Source organism: Pseudomonas sp. EL_65y_Pfl2_R96 (genome assembly GCF_963970905.1).
GTDB lineage: Bacteria > Pseudomonadota > Gammaproteobacteria > Pseudomonadales > Pseudomonadaceae > Aquipseudomonas.
The window spans coordinates 1-536 of record NZ_CAXAQH010000213.1; the positions used below are offsets into that span (position 1 = coordinate 1).

Sequence of the window (536 nt, forward strand, 5' to 3'; positions counted from 1 at the left end):
CTTTCGACGAAGCCGTTCTGCTGCGGCTTGCCCGGCGCGATGTAATGCCACTCGACCCCGGTCTCCTGGCACCAGGCGAGAACGGCGTGACTGGTGAGCTCGGTGCCATTGTCGCTGACCACCATGCACGGCAGTCCGCGACGTTCGGCGATGGCGCTCAGCTCGCGGACGACGCGCCGACCTGACAGCGAGGTATCGACGATGCACGCCAGGCATTCCCGGCTGTAATCGTCGATCACGTTGAGCATACGGAACCGCCGGCCGCAGGCCAACGAGTCAGATACGAAGTCGAGCGACCAGCGCTGGTTGGGTTCCTGCGGGATCGCCATCGGCGCCCGCGTGCCGAGCGCCCGCTTGCGGCCGCCACGGCGGCGCACTGTCAGCTTCTCTTCCCGGTGAGCCGGAAGAGCCCCGCCTGAGCAGCACATACAGCCGCCGATAGCCTAAGTGGCGGCGTTGTGGGCGATCGCCCTCATGGGATGCCGGAGAGCGTGGTGTCCGCCACGATCGCCAGGCACTCGCGGGTACAATATCAA

At 66.4% G+C, this 536-nt stretch carries 1 pseudogene; it reads right to left on the reverse strand.

Annotated elements, in window-relative coordinates:
• Positions 1-536: pseudogene (locus AACY49_RS30275) on the reverse strand (DDE-type integrase/transposase/recombinase); the annotation flags it as partial.